We start from the raw sequence: 24,306 nt of genomic DNA, 5'->3' as shown, positions 1-24,306 counted from the left end.
AACGGGGCCGAATGATCCGCTTTCTCGCTTTCCTCTTCAGCGCCGGCTCCATCGCCGCCATCGCCGGCGTCGCCACCGTGGGCGCTGTCCTCTGGATCTATGACCGCGACCTGCCGGATTACGCCGAACTGGCGGATTACCGGCCGGCGACGCTCACCCGCGTCTATTCCGGGGCGGGCGAGGTCATCGCCGAATTCGCCGAGGAGCGGCGCATCTTCACGCCGATCGACGAGATCCCTCCGCTGGTGAAGAACGCCTTCATCTCCGCGGAGGACAAGAACTTCTACACCCATGCCGGGGTGGACGGGCTCGGCGTCGTCAAGGCGGCGGTGGACAATATCAGCCGCATCCAGTCCGGCGACCGGCTGCGCGGCGCCTCGACCATCACGCAGCAGGTGATCAAGAACTTCCTCCTCGCCTCGGAGGGCGATGTCGAGCGCAAGATCAAGGAATTCATCCTCTCCTCCCGGATCGAGAGCGCGCTGACGAAGGACCAGATCCTCGAACTCTACCTCAACGAGATCTTCCTCGGGCAGAACGCCTATGGCGTCACCGCCGCCGCCCGGCGCTATTTCGGCAAGACGCCGGAGGAGCTTTCGCTGGCCGAGGCCGCCTATCTCGCGGCGCTGCCGAAGGCGCCCTCCTCGCTCCACCCGGTCCGCCAGCGCGAGGCGGCGGTCGGCCGGCGGAACTATGTGCTGGAGGAGATGGCGCAGAACGGCCATGTCACCCGGGCCGAGGCGGAGGCGGCGAAGGCCGCGCCGCTGGAGACCGTGGTGGCCGGGGAGATCGAGAGCCGGCTGCCGCCGATCCCCAACTACACCTATTTCACGGACGAGATCCGCCGCCAGCTCTCGGACCAGCTGGGCCGGGACGAGCTTTTCGGCGGGGGCCTCACCGTCCGCGCAACGATCGACGAGCGGCTGCAGGCGGCCGCCGCGCGCGCGCTTCGCGGCAAGCTCGAAAGCTGGGACCGGGAGAAGGGCGTCTGGCGCGGCCCGCTCGCCCGGCTCGAAGGCGTCTCGGCGGAGGACGAGGCGGGATGGCGCGACGCGCTCGCCGCCGCGCCGGCGCCGGGCGATATCGAGGGCTGGCGCAAGGCGGTCGTCCTCGCTGTCGGCCAGCGGAGCGCCCGCGTCGGCATCGACGGGGTGGAGGAGGATTCGGACGGCCACTTCATCCCCTTCGAGGACATGCGCTGGGCCCGCCCGCAGCGCGAGGACGGCTCGACCGGCGCCGCGCCGAAAGGGCCGGGGGACCTGCTCGCCGAAGGGGACGTCATCCTCGTGACGGACCTCCGGAAGGAGGACGGGAGCCTTGAGCGCTGGTCGCTCCGGCAGGTTCCGGAAATCCAGGGCGCCTTCATGGCGATGGATCCGCATACCGGCCGCGTCCTCGCGCTCCAGGGCGGGTTCTCCTACGAACATTCCGTCTTCAACCGGGCGACGCAGGCGATGCGGCAGCCCGGCTCCAGCTTCAAGCCCTTCGTCTTCGCCGCCGCGCTCGACAACGGCTATTCGCCGGCGACCATCGTGCTCGACGCGCCGGTGGTGGTGGAGTTCGCCGGGGGCGACTGGAAGCCGAAGAATTACTCGAACAAGTTCTACGGCCCCTCGCCGCTCCGCCTCGGGCTGGAGATGTCCCGCAACCTGATGACGGTGCGGCTGGCTCAGGATGTCGGGATGGAGACGGTGGCGGATTATGCCGAGCGCTTCGGCGTCTATGACGACATGCCCGCCCATCTCTCCTTCGCGCTCGGCGCGGGGGAGACGACGCTCTGGCGCATGGTCGCGGCCTACGGGATGTTCGCCAATGGCGGGCGGCGCGTCGAGCCGACGCTGGTGGACCGGGTGCAGGACCGCTACGGCAGCACCGTCTATCGCCACGACCAGCGCGAATGCGACGCCTGCGCCGCCGCCGCGCCGACGGCGGAGGAGCCCTGGCCCGAGCCCGTCGCCCGCCGGATCATGGACCGGATCACCGCCTATCAGCTCGTCTCGATGATGGAGGGCGTCGCCTCCCGCGGCACGGCGGGCCGGCTCTCCGCGCTCGGCGTCCCCGTCGCGGGCAAGACGGGGACGACGAACGAGGCGAAGGACGCCTGGTTCGTCGGCTTCACGCCAAACCTCGTCGCCGGCTGCTTCATCGGCTACGACAATCCGAAGCCGATGGGCCGTGGCGGCACCGGCGGCGGCATGTGCGCGCCGGTCTTCCAGGCCTTCATGGAGGAGGCGCTGAAGATCATCCCGGCGGGCGAATTCGACGTGCCCGAAGGCGTCGAGTTCGCGATGGTGGACCGCTATACGGGCGAGCGCCTGCCGGAGGGCGCGGGCGGGAACCTGATCCGCGAGGCGTTCCGCGAGGGGCAGGCGCCCGAACTCTACCAGACGGCCGCGATCGTCGGCGACGTCACCTCCGCCTTCTTCGGGAGCGGCGACCTGCCGGTGAGCCTCGGCGGCGACATCGGCTCCGCGCTGATCGGCGACGGGGAGACGGACGCGGCCGGCGCGGCCGAGATCGGGGCGGAGGCCGGGGCCGAGACGGGCGCATCGCTGGAGCCCGCCCGCCCCCGCCCGCCGCGGAGCCTTGACCGGGATCTGGAGAGCGGCGGGCTTTATTGAGTCCGGGATGCTTGTCCCTGTTCTCGCCGCCACTCCTCCGCCGTCACCTTTCGCGCGGCGATCACAAGCGCCCGGCTGATCTGACCCGCGTCAGATCAGCCCGCGCCCGCCGGCCTTCGCCTCCGGGCGACGGCCTCTGCGGGTCTCCCCCGGAGACCCGCTGATCGAGGCCGGGAACAGGAATGGCGAGCGCGCGCCATCGATGACCGTCCCCCGCCCCGCCTTTGACCGCAGCGCCCGCCTCGCCTATGTGGGGGGCGAAGCGGAAGAGACCCGAGCCATGCGCGCCGAAACGATCACGACCATCGAGGCCATCGAGAAATCCCTCGCCCTCCTGCGCCAGCGGATCGGCTGGGAGACGGCGGAGCGGCGGCTCGACGAGCTGAACGCGCGGGCGGAGGACCCTTCGCTCTGGAACGACCCCGCCCATGCGCAGGCCGTGATGCGGGACCGGCAGATCCTCGCCGACAAGATCGACGGCTACAACGCCCTTGCGCAGGAGCTGGCCGACAACCGGGAGCTGGTCGAGCTCGGCGAGGCGGAGGATGACGAGGAGATCGTCGTCGAGGCCGAGGCCGCGCTCGCGGCGCTGAAGGCGCGCGCGGCGGAGCGGGAGCTCGAAGCCCTGCTCGACGGCGAAGCGGACGCGAACGACACCTATCTCGAGGTCAACGCCGGCGCCGGCGGCACGGAAAGCTGCGACTGGGCGCAGATGCTCGCCCGCATGTATGTCCGCTGGGCGGAGCGGCGCGGCTACAAGGTGGAGATGACGGCGCAGACGCCGGGGGAGGAGGCGGGCATCCGCTCCGTCACCTATCTCGTGAAGGGCCACAACGCCTTCGGCTGGCTGAAGGCGGAAAGCGGGGTGCACCGGCTTGTCCGCATCTCCCCCTTCGACAGCGCGGCGCGGCGGCACACCTCCTTCTCCTCGGTCTGGGTCTATCCGGTCGTGGACGATTCGATCGAGATCGACATCCAGCCGAACGACATCCGGATCGACACGTTCCGCTCCTCCGGCGCCGGCGGCCAGCACGTGAACACGACAGACTCGGCCGTGCGCATCACCCATTTCCCGACCGGGATCGTCGTGACCTCCTCCGAGAAGTCGCAGCACCAGAACCGGGACATCGCGATGAAGGCGCTGAAATCCCGCCTCTACGACCTTGAGCTGAAGAAGCGGAACCAGATCATCCAGGACCTGCACGACGCGAAGGCGGATGCGGGATGGGGCAACCAGATCCGCTCCTATGTCCTCCAGCCCTACCAGATGGTGAAGGACCTCCGGACGGGGGTGGAGACCTCGGACACGCAGGGCGTGCTCGACGGCGGGCTCGACGCCTTCATGGCCGAGGCGCTGGCGCAGGACGTGACAGGCAAGAGCCGGGCCGAGGCGACAGCGGAATAGGGGGCGGGGGCGCCTCGCTCACCCCTTGGCCCGTGCGTCCAGCACGGGCCGCGGCCTCCCTCCCCCAAGGGAGGCCGCATCGCAACGGCTCAAGACGTGCAATCGTTCGAGGCTGTGACGCTATAAACCGCAAGGACCAATCGGCCCGAGGCGACCTCCCGAGGGAGGCCGCGACCCTTCCCGCCTATGCCAAACGGCGCTTCGCTCCGGCCCGACGATTCTCAAGAATCCAAAAATATCAGCCGCTTGACCCCTCTGCACCCCGTGTGCAGGTCACCCGAGGCCGGGCGGGCGCCGGGCGTGGTGGTCCGTGATCGTCTGGAACGCATGCCCCGCCGCGAAGAGCGCCGACTCCGAGAGATGCGGGCCGACGAGCTGCATCGCGACCGGCGCCCCCGCCCCGTCGAACCCCGCCGGGAGCGTCAGCGCCGGGCTCCCCGAGAAGTCGAAGGGCGCGGTGTAGCGGAGGATGTCGAGCAGCCGCTGCGGCTCCGCCCCGTAATCCGCCATCGCCGCGAGCGTGGGGATGCGGACGGGCATGGCCGGGCAAAGGAGCATGTCGCAATCGCGGAGCATCGCCCGGAGCCCGCCGCAGAAATCGAGCCGCAGGGTCACGATCTCCGCGATCCGGGCGCCCGTCGTCGCCAGCCCTTCCTCGATCAGTTGCGCCAGAGCCGGGCCGTATTCGGCCTTCCGCGCCGGGTAGGTCGCCCGGTGGGCGTGCGCCGTCTCGACCGAGCACATCGCGATCCAGCCGGCGACGAGCCGCTCCCACGGCGGCAGGCTCACCTCCCGCACCCGCGCGCCGAGATCGAGGAGCGCCCGCTCCATCTCCCGCAGCGCGGCGGCGACATCGGGCTCCACCGCCTCGACATAGGCGCGGTCGACGCCGACCACCCTGCCCCGGAGCCCGGCCCCGATCTCGGCGAGGTAATCCGGCACGGGATCGACCAAAGCCGTCGGGTCCGCCGGGTCCGCCCCCGCCATGACCTGCAGCATCGCCGCCGCATCCGCCGGTGTGCGGCACATCGGCCCGAGATGGTCGAGCGAATCGGCGAGCGGGAAGACCCCGGCGCGGCTCACGCGGCCCCAGGTCGGCTTCATGCCCGTCAGGTTGCAGGTGGCGGAAGGAAAGCGGATCGAGCCGCCGGTGTCCGACCCGATGGCGCCGAAGCACATCCCGGCGGAGACCGCCGCGCCCGAGCCGGTGGAGGAGGAGCCAACCCAGAGATCCGCGCCCCAGGGGTTGAGCGGCGCCGGGTCTTCCGGATGGTGGCTGGTATAGGCGCCTTCCGTCATCTTCAGCTTGCCGAGGGAGATCGCGCCCGCGCGCTCCAGCCGGTCCACGATGGTTGCGTTCCGCGCCGGGATGCGCCCGGCCATGATCTTCGTCCCCGCCGTCGAGGGGGCGAAGACCGTGTCGCAGAGGTCCTTGAGCCCGAGCGGGACGCCGTGCAGCGGCCCGCGGAGGATGCCCCGCGCCCGCTCCGCGTCCAGCGCCGCCGCCTGCTCCATGGCGCGGAGGCCGCAGAGATGGGACCAGGCGCCGACCTTCGGCTCCAGCGCCGCGACCCGCTCCAGCAGCGCCGCCGTCACCGCCTCCGCCGTGATCTCCCCGTGCGCGATGCGCGCGGACGTCTCCGTCAGCGTCGCGTATCCGATCTCTTCCGCCATCGCCCTCTCCCTCGCCTCTTCGCAGCCTAGCGCGGCGCGGCGGCGCTGCAAGCGCGCCGGCCGGCCTTGACCGATCCCGCGGCGGGGCGCGAAAAGGCGGAGAAGGCGGGGCTGAATCCCGCCGCAGGGGAGGACGCTATGAAACAGGCGAAGCTCTATGCGCATGGCGCGCCGCATGAGGTCGTGCGGGTGGACGAGGTTCCGGAGCCCGACGCGCCGGGGCCGGGCCGCGCGCTCGTCCGCGTCATGGCCTGCGGGATCAACCCCGCCGACCTTCTCGGCTTCGAGGGCCGCTATCCCGGCCCCTCGCCGCTTCCCGCGCCTTGCGGGATCGAGGGCGCCGGCATCGTCGAGGCGGCGGGCGAGGGCAGCGGGCTGGAGACGGGCGACCATGTCATCATCCTCACCCGCGCCAACTGGGCCGAATATGTCGAGGAAAGCGCGAACGCGCTGATCCGCATTCCGAAGACGCTGAACTGGCGGGACGCCGCGCAGCTCAAGGTCAACCCGCCCACGGCCTTCCGGATGCTGGTGGACTACAAGGCGCTGAAGCCCGGGGACTGGGTGATCCAGAACGCCGCGAATTCCGCCGTCGGCCTCCACCTCATCCGCTTCGCGAAGGACATGGGCGTGAAGACCGCCAACATCGTCCGCCGCGCCGACCTCATCGAGCCGCTGAAGGCGCACGGGGCGGACATCGTGCTCGTCGGCGGGCCGGACCAGGCGGAGCGGCTGCGGGCGGAGATCGGGGATGCGAACGTCCCCCTCGGGATTGACGCGATCGGCGGCGCGGCGACGCGCTGGATGGCCGATTGCCTCTCGGACGGGGCGGAGCTGGTGAATTACGGCTACCTCTCCGGCGACCCGTGCCAGATCGAGCCCTCCCACCTCATCGTCCGCGGCATGACGCTGACCGGCTTCTGGCTCGGCAGCTGGCTCGGGCCGGCGCCGCGCGAGGAGAAGCACAAGCTCTTCGACGAGATGGCGGCGGCCTTCACGAGCGGGAAGATCGTCTCCCCCGTCGAGGCCGAATACGGGCTCGACCGGATCGCGGAGGCCCTGCGCCACGCCGCCTCCGGGGGGCGCGGCGGCAAGATCCTCCTCACGCCGAACGGGCCGCTCGCATGATCCTCGCGGAGAGCATCGGCCGGCTGGAGACGGAGAGCGCCTTCGAGGTGCTGGCCCGCGCCGCGGCGCTGGAGCGGCAGGGCCGCGAGATCATCAATCTCGGGATCGGCCAGCCCGATTTCCGCACGCCCGAACATGTGGTGGAGGCGGCGGTGAAGGCGCTTCGCGACCGCGCGCACGGCTATACGCCGGCGCAGGGCCTGCTGCCGCTCCGCGAGGCGGTGGCGGCGGATGTGGCGAGGCGGCGGGGGGCGGAGATTTCCCCCGAGAACATCGTCATCATGCCGGGCGGCAAGCCGACCATGTTCTTCGCCATGATGCTCTTCGGCGAGCCGGGGGCGGAGATCATGTATCCCGACCCGGGCTTCCCCATCTACCGCTCGATGATCCGCTATACCGGGGCGGAGGCCGTTCCCATCGTGCTGCGGGAGGAGAACGGCTTCGCCTTTTCGGCGGAGGAGATTCTCGCGGGCATCACGCCGCGCACCCGGCTCGTCATCGTCAACTCGCCGGGCAACCCGACGGGCGGCGCCGCGCCGCGCGAGGAGGTGGAGAAGCTCGTCGCCGGGCTCATGGACCACCCGCATGTCGCGCTGATGGCGGACGAGATCTATGGCCGGATGCTCTATGAGGGGCGGGAGCATGTGAGCTTCCTCTCCTTCCCGGAGATACGGGACCGTCTGATCCTGCTCGACGGATGGTCGAAGACCTACGCGATGACGGGCTGGCGGCTCGGCTGGTCCTTCTGGCCGGACGCGCTGGTCGAGAAGGCCGTGCGGCTCTGCGTCAACTCGCATTCCTGCGTGAACGCGGCGACGCAATGGGCCGGGATCGCCGCGCTGGAAGGCCCGCAGGACGCGGTGGAGGCGATGATGGCGGCCTTCGACGAGCGGCGGCGGGTGATCGTGCGGCGGCTGAACCAACTGCCCGGAATCACCTGCCTCGACCCGGCGGGGGCGTTCTACACCTTTCCGAACATATCGGGGACGGGCGCGGATGCGCGGACGCTGCAGACGCGGTTCCTGGAGGAGGCGGGCGTGGCGACCGTGGCGGGGCCGAGCTTCGGCCTCCATGCGAAGGACTATATCCGCTTCAGCTACGCCAATTCGGTGGAGAACATCGAGCGGGCGATGGACCGGATCGCAGGCGTGCTCTGAGAGGGCGGCCGATCTTGCGCCGCGCTACACCGCGAGCCGGCTGGCCCCGACGCGCGAACGGGCCAGCGCCGCCGACGTCTCCGCCATGATCTGACGATCCAGCGCTCCCGCGCTGAAGATGACGTTGTGGTAGCCGCGATAGACATAGTCCGACCCGTCCGCGAACTTCAGGGCGCGGTCGACCTCAAGAAGCTTCAGCGCGTCGTCGTCGATCTTGTAGGCATGGGTGTAGCCGAGCGGCGCGAGCGCGTCGAAATAGCTCTGGAACTCGGCCCGCGAAAGAACCTCGGAGAGGATCACGGGCCGGCAGGTCGACAGCATCCCCTGCCCGCCGGCGAAAACCGCGAGCTCATGGCGTTCGACGTCGATCTTCATCAGGTCGAAGCGCGGCCTTCCAGCGTCGCGCCAGTAATCGTCAAGCGTGGTCACGGTCACTTCAAGTTGGGCCGCGCCTTTGGCTTTCGCCCGATCCGCGAACGTCTCGATTGACGAGCCGGTGGCGAATTTCACATTGGCGTTATAGTTGACGATCATACGCCCGGGCGCGCGCGATACGCCGACAGCGTTCAGTCGCATCTGGCCTTCGAGACCGGAAGCCAGAAAATTCAGGTGCGCCCGCTCGGCGATATGCGGCAATATCTCGAAGTAATGAACCGTTACAGAACGGCTTGCCGAGGCCGCAATGCATGAGAATATTCCTGTGTGCCCGCCCAGATCAATCACATGATTCGAGCGCTGTGAGAAAACGCCAAATATCGTTGTGGAAAGCGTCTCGTAGGAGCCCTCCCCGAAATAGAAGCAAACGCCGGCGACAATATCATCGTTGTCGTACATCATCTGGAACGGCGCGCAGCCCGGCACGGATACCGTCACCGGGCCGCTATACGGAAACTCGCGCCGCGCCTGCTGAAAGGCGGGGTTCTGCACCTTTACATGGCCGAATGCGAACCCGGGGCGCAGACAGTTCCTGCCGCCGAGGGACCGGGCGGCGGTTTCGATGTTCTGCGTCATTCACGCCCCCATGCGATGTCCAGATCCGGCTTCGCGCAGCCGCGCGCCCGACGGCTTCGCCGGGCGGCGCTCCGGTCGCTACTCACGAAAGGTCCAGTAGTTCAGCACGCTCTCGCCCCGGTTGGCGCCGAAGCGATCCTCGTGGCGCGTCGCGCGGAAGGGTTCGAGATCAGCTTCGGTCGGGCGGAAGAGCAGGTTTTCGAGATTCGCGGTCGCGTACCGCTCCCGCACGTCGAAGAGGTGGAGGTCGGCGCCGAAGGTTCCGAACATGTCGTCCACGAAAGCGCGCGCCCCGGCGATGACCGACTGATTCACACGGTCCTCCGCCCCGACCGGGCCGAAGACGGGTTCCGGGCCAGACGGCGTCTCGATGAAGCCGCGGCATTCCTCCAGCCCGCAGGGCGTGATGAGATATTCAAGCACCGCGCCGTTCCGGAAGAAGGCCGGCTTGTCGGTATAGGCTTGGGTCAGCTGGCCGTGAGACGCGCCGAACTCGACATTATGCTCCATCCGGGTGAAGTAATAGCCGGCCAGGGGGCGGTCGAGCACGGTCGCGATGGCGCGCTGGGACGATCCGGAATACCCCACATCGACGACGGCCGGGCGGCGCGCGTCGCCGATGGCCTTGCGGTAGAAGCGGGCGGCGACCTCCGCGCGCGCGCGGTTTTCCCGCAGGATCGCCGGGGCGAGGTCCTCGATGACGAGGTTGAGGCTCGCGAGGCGTTCACGGCCGATGGGCTCGTCGAGATCGTCGAACCCGGCCGCCGCCAGCGGCGCCTCCAGCAGGTCGAGACAAGCCGGTCCGAAGCGAAGATCGACCACGTTGCGCACCGTGTTCGACGGGTTGAGCCCGTGCGCGAAGGTCGAGAAGGCGATGGTCTGGATGGACGTCATGAAGAGCGGCATCACCGCCTTGCGCGAAGCGGGCAGATAGGCCATGCGCGGCGCCGGGGCCGAGGCGCCGACGAGGCGACGGGCGATCTCCAGCGGGATGCAGCCGTCTCTCGACAGGAAGAACAGCGCGTCGATCCCGTCTCTTTGCGCCTGTTCGAGAATCCACCGGGTCCAGTAGAACAGCGCCGGGCCGACGGCGGCGTAGCCGACGAGAAAGGGATCGGCGTCGAAGCGAGCCTCCGCCTTCCCGGCGCGCCACGGATTGTCGCGCATGACGTTGGCGATCATGCCGAGGGTCATCCGCATCGGCGCCTCGAGCCGCGCGCCCGCCCAGTCCGCCGCCAGCGGGCCCTTCCCGGCTCCGATCACCTCCGCCGGGGCGGTCAGGAGACGGGCGCGGAGGCCGGCCGCCTCGGCCTGGCGGATGTCGGAATGCGGATTGTCGCCGATATGGAGAATGCGCCCGGGCGCGACGCCGGACTCCTCGATCAGCCTGCGGAAGAGCGCCCCGGTCCGCTTCGTCGCCCCCGCCTCGGACGAGGCCAGCAGATAGTCCGGCGGGCCGTAGACCTTGCCCTGCAGCAAACGGCCGATCTCCTCCGGATCGAAGAACGTGTCGGAGACGATGGCGATCTTCTTGCCCGAGAGTCTCGCGATCCGATAGAGCGCGAGCGCGCTGTGACGCGCCCGCGTCAGCCGCGCCTCCAGCGCGATCTCGGCCTCCCGCATCGCCTCGGTCAGGGCCTCGGGCAGGTCGTAGCGCTGCGACATGAAGGCGTAGATGTCGCGGAGCGCATATTCCTCCTTCTCCTGGCCGAGCGCCTGATCCCGCCGGCGCAGACGGTGGATCGCCTGGCCCCGCAGGTTGGAGAACCGGATGAAGGGGCCAAGATCGCCCGCGAATTCCGCATCGAGCAGGAAGTGGATGTCGTTGGGGTGGAGCGCGGGGCGCAGCAGCAGCGTCTCGAAACAGTCGAAGCTGACGAGCCCGGTCTCCGGCGAAAGCACGTCCCGGACGAGATCGATGAAATCCGCCTCGAACGGGCTGCGGGTCAGGAGATCGAGCGCATCGCGCCACCCTTCGGCGTCCACCCCGTCGACATGGCTCCAGAACGCGGCGCGCGCATCGCCGCCCGCGGGCGGAAGCGCGGCGAGCGTCGGGATCGTGGCGCGGATCATCAATTCGTTCGAGACCAGACCGCGCCGTTCGACGGGGATGCCCTTGGCCAGCGTGAGGTTGACCTCGGCCTCGATCCGGAATGCGGGAATGTCGAACAAATGGGGCGCGGAGAGCAGCGCGGTGGACGAGACCCCGACGATTGCGGCGGGCTTCAGCTCGACCAGGGCTTCGTCGATGATGTCCACTTGCTGCGAGAGGAGGGTGAACCGGCCCTTTTCCTCTGCGCCGAGGCCCGCGGAAATGTCATCGTAGAGCGGCGTCCTCTCCCGCGGGTGCCGCTTGTAGTCGACAACATAACCTTTCCCGATCAGATCCTTTACGGCTGAAAGGTAGAGAGCCAATTGTTGCTCGTAGGGATATGCATTTCCCTTCTTGAAGAAATACTGCTCGATGAAGAGCACGGTCGGCGCCGCGTAGGCCGGAAGCGGCGCGCGCGCCCGCCGCAGAGTCTCCAGCGTCTCGACATAGCGCGCCGGATTGATCGACTTCAGCCGGTCGCCAAGCCGCTCCCGATCCGGCGGCGCGATGACGCCGAGATAATTGTGCAGGTGGATCGCCTCGATCCGGCCCGCATGCGCGAAGGCGTCGAGAAGGCCGGGGTAATAGGAGGCCGTTCCCTCCTCGTAATGAAAGACGCGGGCCTCCGGGAAAAGGCCCGTAACCGAATTATGAAGCCAGAAATTATGCGTATGAAAAAGGAAAATCTCATCAAATTGCGCCGCTTCGCCATATGTCTCGGTCTTTGACAAATCCCGGATGTAATCCTTTGGATTATTCAGGAAAATCGTTTCCTGATCGTCACCGAAGAGACGTTCGATGAACCTGGATACGGAGGCCGCATCTTCGTCATTGTAGACGAACAGGCACAGGAACGTGTTGGCCGCCTCGCCGTTCGCGGCGCCGATGGCGTGAAGATTGATGACGCTTAGGCTGCCGTTGATGACAAAGAGTCGCCGGGTGGCCGCCCTTGGATGCAAATCAGGATACGCGCTCATGCGGAGGAAATCGACAAATTGGAAATGACGCCAACAAACCCCGGGATCTTGTTCAACGTGTTCATTTGCCCCGGATGCTTTCCGACAACCAGCGGCGCCGCGGCTCTGATCCGCATATTCGGCGCGAACGGGGCCTCGTCGGTTTCGTCATTCACGCTGATCGCGATTTTCCTCATGTCGCCATCGAACCAGGCCTCGACGAGCATCGCGCCGCCGACCTGCGCCGGCGCGCTCGCGAACGCGTGCGCCTTCCCCCTGCCCGCCGATATCGTAAACCTGAGGCGCCTGTCGATGACCTTGATCGACCAGCCGGCGGCCCGGCTGTCGAAATTGCCCTTGCCGATGACGTGCCCCCATCTGAGGTCCCCGAGGCGAAGCGAAAAGGCGACGCGGAAGGCCTTGCGCCCCGGGTCGTGCCCGGCCGCCGCTCGAAACGCCTGTCCGAGCTCCCTTGAATGCGGCGCGGCCGCGAAGGTCCCCACGTCCCTCCCGTACCGCAGGCGCGCGAGCAGCGCGTCGACGCGGCGGCCGCCGCGCCGGAGCGCGAAGAGCAGACGGCGCTGCGCGGCCGCGTCCCCGGGGCGCCGGTAGACGAGATAGGCGGCCAGTTCCGCCGCGAGCGCAAGATCACGCCGCTCGGCGATCAGCGCCTCGACGCTGTCCGCGACCGCCTCCAGGCCGCCGTCCTCATGCCCGGAGAGACAGGCCCTCGCCGAAAGAGACAGTCCGTAGGCCGCCGCCCGCTCCGCCTCGGCGCTCGTCTCGCGACCCTGCGAGTCCGCGCGCAGGCTCTTCTTGAGCTTGACGAACAACGCGCCTTTCTGATCGTCCTTCAGGCAATCGAACCACAGGCGATCGAGCTCATCCCATCGCGCCGCGTCATGGCTCTCCCATGGCTTCTCGCCCACAAAGTGCAGCACCCGCACCCGGTTGATGTCATAGAGGCCGGGGAAGTGCGTCGCGACCCGCTTCAGCGTGTTGTACTCGCGCGGGAGCCACCGCACCTCGTCCTTGAAGAAACTGTTCAGGAAGCCCTGGTCGCCGCCATCTTCGGATGCGTCGATCCCGATCCGCGCCAGCATCCTCTCGAAGAGGTCCTGCGAAGGCCGGCAAACGAAGAGGCCCGAATTGAACGTTTCGAGATTGGCCTCGATGCCGATGTCCGGCGCCGCGGCGAACGCGTCGTGATCGAAGAGATCGTCGATCGGCTTCAGCACCACCATGTCGGCGTCGACGAAGACGGCCTTGTCGAGAAAGCCGAGGCCGAACACCGCCAGTTTCGTGAGGGTGTTCGCGAAACGGGTCTGATGATCCTTGACCTTGTAGGGGCTCGGGATCGGCGCGACGGGCACGACCTTCACCCGGTCGCCCAGCAGGGAGGCGGGCGGATGCGACTCGCCGATCGGCGACATCACGATCAGGGGGATTTCGCTCACCTTCGAGAGGCTGTTCGCCAGCGCCCGCACGCCGTCGAGATACCCTTCGCCGCTGCAGAAGGTGACGAAGGCGCACCGCTCGGACGCTCCGGTCAGGGCGTTCACGCGCAGCGCGCCGAACTCGCGTCGCGGACCGCCCTGCAAGGCGGGCGGCGACGCCGAGGGGATTTCGGGAGGCCGCGGCAGGCGCGCCTTCAGGACCGGATCGCCGCCACGATACGAAAGCCGCGCGCCCGCCGAAGCCGCAGCGGCCGCGAGCGCCTCCACCTCGTCGACATCCCTCAGGCGGAGATCCGGCCGCTCGCGAATGACGCCGCCAGAGCGCCTCAGCGCCGGCAGCGAGCGGGAGACCGGCTCGACCAGGTGGACCGTCCGGTATCCCGCTCCGAGGGCGAACCGGGCGGCGCGCAGGGAAGGCGACGCCGGCTCCCCCTCCCTCTCGCGAAGCGGGCCGGAAGACCCGGTCGCGCGAACGAAGGGAGGCAGCCATCCTTCGCGCGCCAGACGGGCGAACCCCGACGGATCGGCCCGTTCGTCCAACGCCAGGGTCATCCCGTCCAGCCGACCGGACAAGGCCGCGCGACGCAACGCGCCGGTCACGCGCATCGAGTATTCGTCGATGAACAAAATCGATTTCGTGGCGACATCGATCATTCCGTCATGGAACAGCACGGACTGGTCGAAGATTATGGCGCCGCCAGCCAAGTCTCCAAGCAATTCGATGTCAACAATGCTGGCTTCGTTGGCGGCGATAATGGCCGAGTCCGTAGACTTTCTGAAAGACAAATTCTGGTGAATGTCGTTCATCAGCGGCCCTTGAAGAAGCGACACGATTTCCCCTCAGGCGGCTTCTAGTCCAGCCCACGATCCTGGTCAATACGACGGCTCCGGGCGAAAAGGCCTTGCGCGTGAGTGCGTTGGCCTGAACCGCCACGGCGCGGGCCGGCTAGCGCGGGGCGGGACCGGCGCGCGAAACGGCCGGGGCGCCGGCCGCCGGCGCCTGGCTGCGGCGTGTCAGGTCCTTTCCCGGGCCCGGCGCCGGCGCTGCGTTTCGCTCCGGCGCCGGGCCCGCTGCGAGGCCTCCGACGCCGCCCGTTGCGGGAAGGCCGGGCCGGCCCGGTTCGGGCGCGGCGAGCGGCCGGTGGTCTCGCTGGAGCGTCCGCTGCTGCGCGAGGCCGCCGAGCTGCAGGTTCTGCCATGGCACGAACCGCTCTTCCGGCAGCTTCGCCCGCTCCCGGAAGGCGGCGATCGGCTGATAGGTGCCGGAATAGTTGCTCCACCACGCGACGCGGCCCCGCTCGAACCGGACCGTCCCCGCATAGACGACAGGCGCGCCCGCCGCGAGATCGGCATGGGCGAGGCCCGCGGAGATCAAGAGGCGGGAGCGGTTCGGGGCCGCGCCCTGCACGCGCACGAAGTTGTAGGCGCCGTCCGGCGCGGCGCCGCGCCGGTCGCCTCCCCCGGCGAGGCCGAACATGCCGCCGCGCCGCGCCTCGACCTCGAAACCGGCAGGCGCGGCCCTGCCCGGCCGCCAGTTTTGCGCGAGACTGTTCATCATGGCCTTCGTATACTAGCCTAGAAGTTGAGCATACGCGCGATGAGGACGCCAGCCAATCGCCTTGGCGGGGCGGCCCGGGGGAGGGACGATGCCCTTGCTGATGGTGACCGGCGGCGCGATGGCGTGCAGTTTCGGGGCCGCGCCCAGCACGTTCTCCGCGACGGGCGCCGCCGCGACGCAGGGCGACGGGCCGGCGGCGGGAACGATCATGGACAATGCGCCCATGGCCAACATCCCGCCCTTCGGCATGTGCTCCAGCCTCGGCAACCCGACGGTGGCGGCGGCGACGGCGGCGGCGCTGGGCGCGCTGACGCCGCAGCCCTGCATCCCCGCGACGGCGGCGCCGTGGACTCCCGGCTCCGCCACGATCACGATCGGCGGCGTTCCGGCCCTGCATGACGGATGCACGCTGACCTGCTCCTATGGCGGGGTCATCACCGTCAGCTTCGCGGGCCAGCCGACCGTTTCGATCTCGTAGCCGGGCGGAAACTGGAGTTTTAAATTAAGATAACGCTACTATCAGTTGATTTATATAATTTAATGTGGACTACTCCGGTTTCGCGCCAGCGTCGTTTCGCAGGCCTGCGCACAACCATGAGGTCGATTCGGGCTGAAACGGAGAAGGTGGGTGGAGATGTCGGTCCCTGAAGGCGCCGCGACGCGATGGGTGGTGGTCGGCCTCGCCGGAACGGTCGTCACCTCCATCCTGTTCGGCGCCGTCCTGACGCTCCTCGTCGTCGGATCGCCCACGGGGCGGGCCGCGCCGGAAGTCGCCGCCGCAGCGACGGCGGAGCCGGATGCGGGACCGCCCCCCGCCGCGGAGATAGCCGCGGCGGAGCCGGCGGCGACCCCCGCGGCGGGGCCTGTTGCAAACCCTGCGGCGCCGTCGCGGCCGGCGCCTGCGGCCGAGGCCGCGCCCGCCGCGGAGGCGCCTGCGCCCGCCGCCCCGCGCATCGCCGAACCGGAACCGGCGCCGGTGGCCTCCCTCCCTCCGCCGCCCGCGGTCGAGCCGCCGTCGCCTTCAGCTCCCGACCGCGCCGCGGCCGCGCCGGCGGAAGCGGAGCCCGCGAGCGGCGCGGCTCCGGCAGATTCGGCCCCCGCAGAATCCGCCCCCGGGGGCGCCGCCGGCCCGGCGGCCGCCGCGCCGGCGCCCGCGCCGCGGCCCGCTCCGCCCGCCACCCGCGTCGCCGCGCTCGCGGCGGCGACTGAGCCGGGCGGATACGCCTTGCAGGTCGGCGCGTTCCGCGAAGCCGGCAACGCCTCGGACTTCGCGGCGGAACTGGCCTCCGCCGGCTTCGCGCCCGAACTCGCCGCCCGCGGCCCCTGGTCGATCGTGACGGTCGGCCCCTATCGCAGCGCCGCGGAGGCGGCGGAGGCGTCCGGCGCGATCCGGCGCGCCTTCGGCGTCTCTCCCATTCTCCGCTCGCTGGAGGCGCGATGATGCGGGCCATCCTCGCGCTTGCGCTCGGCTTCGCCTGCTCCGGCTGCGCGGCGATCTGCGGCCTCGACGCGCGCGGCTCGGTCGAGATCGTCGCCGACCCCTTCGCCAACGACCGCTCCGCCATCGCCGTCGACGTCGTGGCGGTCAGGGGCGAGGCGATGGCGGCGAAGCTCGCGGAGCTTTCCGCCGGCCAGTATTTCGTCGCCCGCGAGCAGATCCGGCGCGACTCCTCGGGCCGCATCGCGATTTCGGGCTGGGAGATCGCGCCGGGGCAGAGTGTCGGCCCGGAATCGGTCTCCTTCGAATGCGGGGTGGACGCCGTCTTCGTCTTTGCAAGCTACCGCACGCCCGGAGTTCATCGCATGAGGCTTCCCGATCTCGACGACGTGCGCATCCTTCTCGGGCCGGTCGGTTTCGAGGTGACGCAATGAGCGCGGATCACGGTCGGAGGCGCGCCGACGACGCCGGTGTCGCCGCCGCCGACGTGCCCGACGCCGTCCAGTGGTCGGAGGGGATGCTGCTCGCCCCGCAGCACTTCCAGCAGGACGCGAAGCGCGGCGAGATGGCGGCGAACTATCGCCTCCGGGCGACGCGGCCCTTCGCCTGGGGCGTGAGGGAGATCGCCTTCGACCTCGACGCGCCGGCGAATGGCTTCGTCAATGTCCGGCGGCTCGACGCCCTGATGCCGGACGGCCTGATCGTCGCCTTCCGGCATGATGCGGAGGGCGAGGAGGCGCTGGAGATCGGGCTGAACGAGGGGGAGGCCGCGGCGCTGAAGGGCGACGTCTGGATCCATGTCGGCGTCGCGGCGCATTCGGGAGAGGCGGCGGGTTCGGCCGCGATCCGGCGGTTCATTTCCCTCGAAGGCGCGCCGGAGAAGGACGAGAACGACGAGGCGCTGGAGGAGACGGTCGCCCGGCTGAGGCCGCGGCTGCGCCTCTTCGCCTCGGCCGCGCCCCGGCTCAACCTGCCGAACATCCACTCGATCCCGATCGCCCATGTCAGGCGGGAGGGAACGGCGGTGCGGATGCTGGACTACGCGCCGCCCTGCCTGAAGGTCCGCGCCGGAACCCTTCTGCATGAGGCCGCCTCCGGCGTCGTGAGCGTCGTGCGGCAGGCGATCGACACGATCACCGGGTCCCAGCGCTCCCCCGAGGCGGCGGGCCTCTATCTGAGCGCGGACCCGCTCGACGGCGCGCGGGTGCTGATGCCGCCCCTGCCCCGGCTCGCGGCGCTGATCGACAGCGACGAGGCGCCGCCCTTCGAGCTCTATCTCGCGCTCTGCGACATGCTCGGGGCGGCCGCCACGCTCGACCACGACCTCGCCCCGCCCACGGCGCGGCCCTATGACCACCGCGGCGCGCTGGCCTGTTTCCGCGAGATCGCCGGGCGGATCGAAGAGGCCGTCGGCCGGCTCGGGCCGCGCCACGATCTTCTCAAGCTGGAGCGCGAGGGCGCGGGCCTCTTCCGCCTGCCGCGCGGGGAGGAGACGCCCGGCGCGCCGTTCTTCCTCGTGCTCTTCCCCGCGTCGGGGCAGAGCGTGGAGGCGACGGCGGCCTGGTTCCTCGCCGCCGGGGTGGCGGACGAAGCGCGGATGGAGGATGTGCTCCTCAGCCGGGTTCTCGGCGCCGGGCGCCGCGCGATCGACTGGGGCGAGCGGGCGCTCATCGCCGTGCCGCGCGGCGCGGTCGCCTTCCAGATCGGCGCGGGGGCGGACCGGAGCGGGCGCGAGGCCCTCGCGCCGCCGGGGCGCGCGGACGCGGAAGGCGCGCTCCGCCCGCGGCTGGAGATCCGGCATCCGGACGGCGCCGGCGTTCCGGGCGAGCCCGGCCTCGTCTGCCTCGCGCGGGAGCGCATGCGCGGATGATCCCGGGCGCGGACATCACCCGCGACGGGCGCGACGGGCTCCGGGCCTTCCAGGCCGTCGCCGCGGCGCTCGACGCGGTGGAGCGGACCGCGCGGGCCGGCGGCGCGCCCGCCGCGCCGAGGGAGGCGGCCGAGACCGCCTTCGCCGCGATCCGCCGCGTTCTGATCGATCATGGCGCCCCCGCCGCCTTCGACGGCAGGTCCGGCGACGGCGACCCCGCCTATGTCCTCGCCTGCTACGCCGACGAGGCGCTCCTGCATCATATCGACTGGAACGGGCGGGACGTGTGGCCCGAAACCCTGTTCGAGCGGACGCTCTTCGGCTCGCGCCTCGCCGGCGACCGGATCTTCGCGATGGCGGAGAGCGCGGCGACGGGGGCGAAGGCGGTGCGCGACGACCTTCTCGCCGTCCTCTTCCTCGCGCTCTCCTGCGGGTTCCGGGGCAAATACCGGGGCGCCGACGACAGGGGCGCCATCCGGGCGCTCGCGCAGAAGCTCTACGAGCGGATGATGGAGCGCCCGCCGCCGCAGGCCCTGTCGTTCCGGGAGCATCTCGGCGCCGGCTATGGCGAGCCCTTCGAGGCGCAGCGCCGCGCCGGCTCGCCGCACTGGCGCCGCTGGACCTGGGCGCCGGTCGCGGCCGCGCTGGTCTGGCTCGCGCTCTCGCATGGCCTCTGGTGGGGGCGGAACCACCAGGTCGACACGCGCTCCGCCTCGATCCTCGAAATCGCTGAGGAGACGGCCGCGCAGCGGGCCGGCTACGGCGCGGGGGACGGACGATGAGCGGGCTGGAGGGCAATCTCGGCTGGATCGCGCTGGCCCTGCTCGTCCTCCTCGTCTTCTGGGTCCTCCTGACCTGGTTCTTCGCCCGGCGCGCGCTGGCGGCGCCGGCCGCCGCCGCCGAGGGCGAAGCCGCTCCGGCGCGGAGCCCGGCGGAGGTCCGGCGCGGCTTTTCCGGCCTCGCGCGGGAAGTGCGCGCGCGCATCGCCGCCTTTGTCGGCGTCCGGGGCGCGAAGCAGGAGGAGACGATGCTCGCGCTCCTCGTCGGCACCGAGGGCGCCGGGGCGGACGCGCTGGCCGAAGCCGCCGCCTGGCGCACGCCGACCCGGCTCTCCGCCCCGGCGCGGCCGCCGACCGATATGGGCGAGTTCGCGCTGCATCTGACGCCGGACGGGGCCATCGCCAATTTCCACGACGGCCTCTTCGCGCTGAAGGACTGGCGGAAGACCTGGCGCGCGGCGCTGGAGGGCCTCCGCGCCGAGCGGCCGGACGCGCCGCTCGACGCGCTCGTCATCGCGGTGCGCGCCGGCGTGCTGACCTCGCTGGAGGCGGACGCGCCCGAGCGGCTCGAGGCGCTCGGCCGCGTCTTCGAGGAGCTGTTCGAGGACGTGCTTTCGGTGACCGGGCTGACAGTGCCGGTCTATTTCGTCGCGACCCATGCCGACGCGGATCGCGGCCTCGCGGCGCTGGCGGAGATCGTCGGCCGGGACGAAGAGGCGCGCGGCGCGCTGCTCGGCTGGTCCGCCCCGAACGGGGCCGGGCCGGGCTGCGACCCGAAGGCGGTCGAGGAGGCCGCCAAGAAGACGGTCGAGGCGCTGGACGCGGCGGTTCTCGCGCATTTCGGGGCGAGTGCGGGCCGGGGCGGGGACCCTCTCTCCGCCCTCAGGCTCGTCGGCGCCTCCGCGGCGGCGCGCGCGCTCGCAGCGCCGCTCCGGCGGCTCCTCGCCTCCGCCTTCCGCAGTTCGACCTTCGCGGAGCCGATGATCCTGCGGGGCATCTACCTGACCGGCCAGGCGACGGACGAACGCGGCGCGCTCTTCGCCCATGACGTCTTCGCGCGGAAGGCGCTGCGCGAGAAGGGCCTCGCCAGGCCGGGCCAGGGCGGGCGCACGAGCGCCGCCACATGGGCCCGGAACTGCCGGCGCGCGACGGCCGGCGTCGCGCTCGTCGGCGTCGCGGCGCTCGTCTGGCTCGGGCAGTCGCTTTTCGAGCAGAGGCCGCTCGGCGAGTTGCTGGACCAGATCGAGAGCGCGGCCCGGGAGCACAGACGGTTGGCGCTCTCGGGTCAGGCGCCGTCGCAGGCCGATCTCCTTGCGGAGACGAGGGGGCTTTACGCCAGGATGTCGGAATTCCGGTTCGACACGATCAACACGGGGTTTGCGCCGACCTCCTATCTCTCCGGTCTTGAAGAGCGCTCGGAGCGCGCCATCGCCTTCGGCTTCGGCGACATCATCCTCCGCGCGATCCGCAGGGGCCTCGAGGAGCGGTTCGACACGGCGCAGCGCGCGGGGGAGGCGGCGCTCCAAAAGGAGGAGCGCGCGGGAGGGGGGACGCTCGACAGGGCCTCTCCGGAAGCGTTTCAGGCCTATGCTTCGCGCCTCGACGACGTGATGAACCAGGTGCGGACGCTCGAAGCGCTTCCGGGGTCGCGATCGCCGGAGAAGCTGGTCGATCTCTCCCGATACGCGATCGAAGTGGAGCCGCCGACCGGCTTCAGCAAGGATTATCAGGTTTATATCCGCGCGCTCTCCTATCCGGAGGCGCAGCCGCGCCCCTTCGACAGGGCCGGGCGGCGCGAGGCGGTCAGGCTGACGGCCGAGGCCTATGCGGCGCGGGCCTATGCCGCGTCGCCGCTCTACAGCGCCGTGAGAGAGATCGAGCGGACTTCGAGATCGCTGGCCGCGGGCGAGGTTTCCGCCGAGGCGCTGGACCGGCTGCTCGATCACATCATCCTCGCCGACAGGCTTCTCGCGACGGACGAGGCGACCGGGCCGAGCGAGACGAACTGGATCGGCCGCAGGCTGGACCGCGCCGGCGCCGAGCCGTCGCATGCGCCCGTCGTCAAGGCCTTGCGGGGGATCGAAAACCTCGGGATCCTGGCGTCGGAGGAGGTCGACGCGCTCTGGCGGACCGCCATTGCGGCGCATCAGGCGGCCGAACGGGACCTCCTGGAGATGACAGGCTTCGACAGGAGCCCCATTCTCGTCCAGGGCACGTCGGGCCGGGCCGCGCTCGCGCCCGAATACCTCGCGCTGATCGCGCCTCTCCGCAGGTTCCTGACGGCGGCGCGCCTCGCCGACAGCGCGCCGGTGGACGACAGGAGCCTTGCGGAGGGGCGCTTCTCATGGTCGCCCGGGCCGCTCGAGGAGGCCGCCGGCCATATCAACTGGCTTCGTTCGGAATTCCCGGCGGCGGCGGCCGCGCTGCCGGGGGAGCTGCGCGCCGCGCTCCTCGTCGCGCTGGAGCGCCGGATTTCGGCGAAGGTCCTCGGGCTTCTCGCGCGGGCGCGGTCGCCGCTCGGCCCGCCCGGCTTCGGCGTGGACCCGGCGCGGACCGAGGCGCGGGGCTTCGCCGAGGCCGCGCCGCTTCTCGTCGCGATACGCGACGGGGCCGCGCTCTCCCGGCTCGACGCCGTGACGGACCGGCTGGAGACCGTCGTCGGGCCGCAGGCGCGGCGCATCCTCGACGATGCGGACCGCGCGCTGGCGCAGGCCGACATCTACGGGCTCTACTACCCGCAGGTCGCCGCATGGAACGGCGCGCCGAATTCGGCCGCGCGGCTCTTCGGCGTCTCCGGCGCCGCGGCGCTGATCGGCGTGACGCGGGACTGGCGCGCCTTTGTCGAGCTTCTGTCCGCCGAGCGCGCCTCCGCGGCGATCGACTATCTGGCGCGGGTCGGCTCGGGCGACCCGGCGGAATCCGGCCCCGTCGCCCGCTGGAGCGAGATCCGCTCGACGCTGGCGGATTACGCCCTGCGCTCCCCGGTCAACGCGCTCTCGACGCTGGAGCGTTTCGTGCTGGCCGATCTCGACGGGCTGACCGGCGAGACCTGCGAGGAGACGCTGCTCTCCGCGCAGCCCGGCGGCGGCTATTTCGGCGAGCGGATGGAGGAGATGATCTACACGCTCCGCAACCGCTGCGCCGATCTCGGCTTCGAAAGCGCGACGGAGGCGGCCGATCTCGTGGCGGAGGCGTTCACGCAGGCGCTGGCCGGGCGCTTCCCCTTCATCGGCGTCGGCGGCGCGGCCCCGCTGGACGATCCGCGGCGGGCGCAGAACTTCGTCGAGCCGGAGGCGGTGCGCCGGTTCTTCGCCGGGTTCGGCCCGCAGATCGAAGCGATCGCCGCCTCGCCCGCCGTGCGCCCGGACATCGCCGAGCTCGATCAGGCGCGCCAGTTCTTCGCCGCCTCGGGCGCTGACGTCTCGACGGGCGGGATCGCCTATGCGGTGGAGATCGATTTCAACGCCAACCGCTCCGTCTCCCGCGGGGCGGAGCAGATCATCGAATGGACGCTGCAGATCGCCGATCGCAGCCTCAGCTCCTTCGAGCCGCCGCGGCCGCTGATCTGGCGGCAGGGCGATCCCGTCCGGCTCTCCATGCGCTGGGCGCGCAACGCGCCGCAGAAGCCCGCCTCCCCCGCGCGGCCCGATGCGCAGATCGAGGAGCGGACGATCACGCTTTCCTATGACGGCCCCTGGAGCCTCGTGGCGCTCATCGCCGCCAATGCGATGTCGGGGCCGGAGCAGCGCGGCCTGCCGGACCGGCTCCCCAATCCGCTGCGGCTCATCGTTCCGCTGGAGCCCAATCCGGAGGCGGTGGCGACGGCGGAGCCCGCCGCCCTGACCGCCACGCCGCGGGAGACGAGCGCGGTGCTGCATCTGCGGATCGGGCTCCGGGCGCTCGACGCGGCGGGCTCGGCGCCGGTCGGCCCCAACCTCACCCTGCCGGTCTTCCCCGCGCAGGCCCTCTACCCGTGAGCGGGCCGGGCGTCTTCGACGGGCTGCTCGCGCCGGTCTCCGCGGCGGCGCCGGCGGGCGAGTCGCTCCGCTTCACGCCGGTCGTCGACGCGATCAGGGAGGCGCGCCGGGCCGAGGACGCCACCCTGCCCCGCGGCGTCTGGGTCCGCGACCTGAAGACGGCCGACTACCGGCTCGCCGTCCGGCTCTGCCGGGAGGCGCTGACCGACCGGTCGAAGGACCTGCTGGTGGCCGCCTGGCTGGTCGAGACCGCGGCGCGCACGGATGGCCTCGCCCGCGCGGCGGAGGGGCTCGGCTTTCTCGCCGACCTCTGCGCGGCGTTCTGGGAGACGATGCATCCCGAGCATGACGGCACGGAGGACTCCCCGCGCTTTCGCCCGATCATCTGGCTCGACGGGGCGCTGGAGATCCTCCTGCGCGTCACGCCGCTGACGCTGCGCCGCACCGCGGAGGGCGAGACGCCGCTCAGCTGGTCGGACTACGCCGCGGCGCGGCAGCGGGACATCGCGCTGCGAGGAGGGAAGGACAAGAAGGCGAAGACGGCCGACCGGCTGACGGCCGAGATCTTCCTCGATTGCCTCGCGCGGACGCCGGACGCCGACCTGACGCGCATGATCGCGGAGATGCGGGCGCTCCGCGCGGCGGCGGACGGGCTGGAGGCGCGCCTCGCCGCCCTCGCCGGCCCCGCCGCGCCGCTCCTCGGCAAGCTCGCCTCCGCGATGCGGGATGTGGACCAGCTTCTCGAGCCGCTGGCGGCGGCGCGGGCGGAGGCGGCGCTGGAGGCCGCGCAGGCCGCCGAGCCGGACGTCTTCGCCTTCGAACCCGCGCCGGAGCGCCCCGCCGTCGTGACCCTGACCGACCGGAGATCGGCCTACGCCGCGCTGGAAGAGGTCGTCCGCGTGCTCCGCGCCGTCGAGCCGCACAGCCCGGCGATCCATCTTCTCGCCCGCGCGCTCCGCTGGCGCGACCTCGGCCTCGCCGAAATCCTCTCGGAGATCACGCGAGACGGCTACGACCCCGAGAGCCTTGAATGGCTGTTGCAGTCATCGGAGCCGGACCGGGCAAGAATGCACAACAAGGACTAGATGTATCAATTTTGGATTCGCCTCATAGGCGATTCGGCTGTAGCGTTGCGTCAATTCCGCCGTCTATCTCAAGTACCCGCGTCGGAAAATCGAAACGA

16 protein-coding genes are annotated in these 24,306 nt (G+C 70.6%); 11 read left to right on the top strand and 5 right to left on the bottom strand.

What is annotated here, in order from left to right:
* Positions 1 to 11: 11 nt before the first annotated feature.
* Entirely contained in the window at positions 12 to 2,621 is a 2,610-nt protein-coding gene (locus tag ACE37J_RS02495; RefSeq protein WP_409706510.1) for a penicillin-binding protein 1A, read from the top strand.
* A gap of 280 nt (positions 2,622 to 2,901) precedes the next feature.
* Positions 2,902 to 4,026 carry a peptide chain release factor 2 gene (gene prfB / locus ACE37J_RS02490; protein ID WP_409706507.1) on the top strand — a complete coding sequence of 375 codons (1,125 nt, stop codon included), beginning with the start codon at positions 2,902 to 2,904 and terminating at the stop codon, positions 4,024 to 4,026.
* 273 nt (positions 4,027 to 4,299) lie between these two features.
* On the opposite strand, the gene ACE37J_RS02485 is transcribed toward prfB, so the two are convergent.
* A complete protein-coding gene (locus tag ACE37J_RS02485; RefSeq protein WP_409706504.1) occupies positions 4,300 to 5,700 on the bottom strand; it encodes an amidase in 1,401 nt (466 codons plus the stop codon).
* 138 nt (positions 5,701 to 5,838) lie between these two features.
* On the opposite strand from ACE37J_RS02485, the gene ACE37J_RS02480 reads away from it, so the two are divergent.
* Positions 5,839 to 6,828 (top strand): zinc-dependent alcohol dehydrogenase family protein, encoded by a 990-nt coding sequence (locus tag ACE37J_RS02480; protein WP_409706501.1) that lies wholly within the window; start codon positions 5,839 to 5,841, stop codon positions 6,826 to 6,828.
* Positions 6,825 to 7,985 carry a pyridoxal phosphate-dependent aminotransferase gene (locus ACE37J_RS02475; protein ID WP_409706499.1) on the top strand — a complete coding sequence of 387 codons (1,161 nt, stop codon included), beginning with the start codon at positions 6,825 to 6,827 and terminating at the stop codon, positions 7,983 to 7,985. The genes ACE37J_RS02480 and ACE37J_RS02475 overlap by 4 nt, the downstream gene beginning before the upstream one ends.
* 24 nt (positions 7,986 to 8,009) lie before the next feature.
* On the opposite strand, the gene ACE37J_RS02470 is transcribed toward ACE37J_RS02475, so the two are convergent.
* The 4 genes from ACE37J_RS02470 to ACE37J_RS02455 all read right to left on the bottom strand — a co-directional run bounded on the left by ACE37J_RS02470 (position 8,010) and on the right by ACE37J_RS02455 (position 15,056).
* Complete coding sequence (locus ACE37J_RS02470) at positions 8,010 to 8,996, bottom strand: FkbM family methyltransferase (protein ID WP_409706496.1); 987 nt, start codon at positions 8,994 to 8,996, stop codon at positions 8,010 to 8,012.
* A gap of 78 nt (positions 8,997 to 9,074) precedes the next feature.
* Complete coding sequence (locus ACE37J_RS02465) at positions 9,075 to 12,065, bottom strand: HAD-IA family hydrolase (protein ID WP_409706493.1); 2,991 nt, start codon at positions 12,063 to 12,065, stop codon at positions 9,075 to 9,077.
* Entirely contained in the window at positions 12,062 to 14,308 is a 2,247-nt protein-coding gene (locus tag ACE37J_RS02460) for a glycosyltransferase family 8 protein (protein WP_409706490.1), read from the bottom strand. The genes ACE37J_RS02465 and ACE37J_RS02460 overlap by 4 nt, the downstream gene beginning before the upstream one ends.
* Positions 14,309 to 14,447: 139 nt before the next feature.
* Entirely contained in the window at positions 14,448 to 15,056 is a 609-nt protein-coding gene (locus tag ACE37J_RS02455; protein WP_409706487.1) for a hypothetical protein, read from the bottom strand.
* Positions 15,057 to 15,147: 91 nt separating this feature from the next.
* On the opposite strand from ACE37J_RS02455, the gene ACE37J_RS02450 reads away from it, so the two are divergent.
* The 7 genes from ACE37J_RS02450 to tssA all read left to right on the top strand — a co-directional run bounded on the left by ACE37J_RS02450 (position 15,148) and on the right by tssA (position 24,208).
* Entirely contained in the window at positions 15,148 to 15,537 is a 390-nt protein-coding gene (locus ACE37J_RS02450; protein ID WP_409706484.1) for a DUF4280 domain-containing protein, read from the top strand.
* A gap of 156 nt (positions 15,538 to 15,693) precedes the next feature.
* Positions 15,694 to 16,500, top strand: a complete 807-nt coding sequence (locus ACE37J_RS02445) for an SPOR domain-containing protein (protein ID WP_409706481.1) — start codon at positions 15,694 to 15,696, stop codon at positions 16,498 to 16,500.
* The gene (locus tag ACE37J_RS02440) at positions 16,500 to 16,931 is read left to right on the top strand and encodes a hypothetical protein (protein ID WP_409706478.1); all 432 of its coding nucleotides are present in this window, start codon (positions 16,500 to 16,502) and stop codon (positions 16,929 to 16,931) included. The genes ACE37J_RS02445 and ACE37J_RS02440 overlap by 1 nt, the downstream gene beginning before the upstream one ends.
* A complete protein-coding gene (gene tssK, locus ACE37J_RS02435) occupies positions 16,928 to 18,367 on the top strand; it encodes a type VI secretion system baseplate subunit TssK (RefSeq protein ID WP_409706475.1) in 1,440 nt (479 codons plus the stop codon). Before ACE37J_RS02440 ends, tssK begins: the two co-directional genes overlap by 4 nt.
* On the top strand, positions 18,364 to 19,149 hold the full coding sequence (locus tag ACE37J_RS02430) for a DotU family type IV/VI secretion system protein (RefSeq protein ID WP_409706472.1): 786 nt from the start codon (positions 18,364 to 18,366) through the stop codon (positions 19,147 to 19,149). Before tssK ends, ACE37J_RS02430 begins: the two co-directional genes overlap by 4 nt.
* Positions 19,146 to 23,123 carry a type VI secretion protein IcmF/TssM N-terminal domain-containing protein gene (locus ACE37J_RS02425; protein WP_409706469.1) on the top strand — a complete coding sequence of 1,326 codons (3,978 nt, stop codon included), beginning with the start codon at positions 19,146 to 19,148 and terminating at the stop codon, positions 23,121 to 23,123. The genes ACE37J_RS02430 and ACE37J_RS02425 overlap by 4 nt, the downstream gene beginning before the upstream one ends.
* On the top strand, positions 23,120 to 24,208 hold the full coding sequence (gene tssA / locus ACE37J_RS02420; protein WP_409706466.1) for a type VI secretion system protein TssA: 1,089 nt from the start codon (positions 23,120 to 23,122) through the stop codon (positions 24,206 to 24,208). The genes ACE37J_RS02425 and tssA overlap by 4 nt, the downstream gene beginning before the upstream one ends.
* Positions 24,209 to 24,306: the final 98 nt, after the last annotated feature.

It is taken from the genome of Pikeienuella sp. (genome assembly GCF_046290545.1).
GTDB lineage: Bacteria > Pseudomonadota > Alphaproteobacteria > Rhodobacterales > Rhodobacteraceae > Pikeienuella.
Note: the sequence above shows the minus strand (reverse complement) of the source record. Positions and strands in the feature narration are given on the sequence as shown.